Raw genomic sequence first — 845 nt, 5'->3', positions numbered from 1 at the left:
CCAGCAGGTACTGATAAAGACAGCTTAAGTAAGACTGTTAAGCAAACAGTTCACTACGTAGGTGCAGGTGACAAGACTCCAGCTGATAACACACAGCAATATACCTTTAGCAAGAGCATGGTAATTGATAAAGTAACTGGTACAGTCTTAGATCCAGGTTCTTGGAATGTGCAAAGCCATACCTTTGGTACTGTTGAAACTCCAGTAATTCCTGGATACCAGGCTGATAAGGCCGTAGCCGGTGGTGAAACAGTAACCCCAGATGATTTGAAGAAGGTAGTAACTGTAACTTATGCACCAGAGCCTGTTCCGGAACCAACTCCAACACCAGAGCCTGTTCCAGAACCAACTCCAACACCAGAGCCTGTTCCGGAACCAACTCCATCTCCAGATGATCAACCTGATACTACATTGCCATCAGACAAGACAAGAATTACGAAACAAGAACATATCGGAAATGCTGAAAAGGCTGAACCTCTTGCAGAGCAAGAACACAATGATCAAACCGTTGCAAGTCCAGTTAAAAATGAGGCTAATGAATCTCAACTCCCACAAACTGGTGAAGCTAATACCAGCGTTATCGGCTTACTAGGAATGCTAGTAACAGGTTTTGCAGCAATTCTTGGTTTTGAAAGTAGCCGTAGTAGAAAACATAAAAACTAGATTTTAATAACGTCGAAAGTGTCTGGGAAAAAACTAACTTCCAGACCATGAAAAAAGCGATGAACTTCATAAGAAGTCATCGCTCTTTTTGTATACTTTAAACCCATTCCTTGATATTATTGTAAGGTAAGCGTCAAATAAAATAGTGTACTTAAAAACCGTCCCAGTTACTGTTATACTGA

At 41.1% G+C, this 845-nt stretch carries 1 protein-coding gene; it reads left to right on the top strand.

Annotation, left to right across the window (positions count from 1 at the left end):
- A partial coding sequence (locus tag FC37_RS08875) for a mucin-binding protein (RefSeq protein ID WP_156400679.1) occupies positions 1-663 on the top strand: 663 nt, incomplete at its 5' end.
- Between the last annotated feature and the right edge of the window lie 182 nt (positions 664-845).

This window comes from Lactobacillus gallinarum DSM 10532 = JCM 2011, assembly GCF_001434975.1.
GTDB classification, from domain to species: domain Bacteria; phylum Bacillota; class Bacilli; order Lactobacillales; family Lactobacillaceae; genus Lactobacillus; species Lactobacillus gallinarum.
The sequence above is the reverse complement of the archived record's forward strand: the minus strand, read 5'-3'. Positions and strand labels throughout refer to the sequence as shown.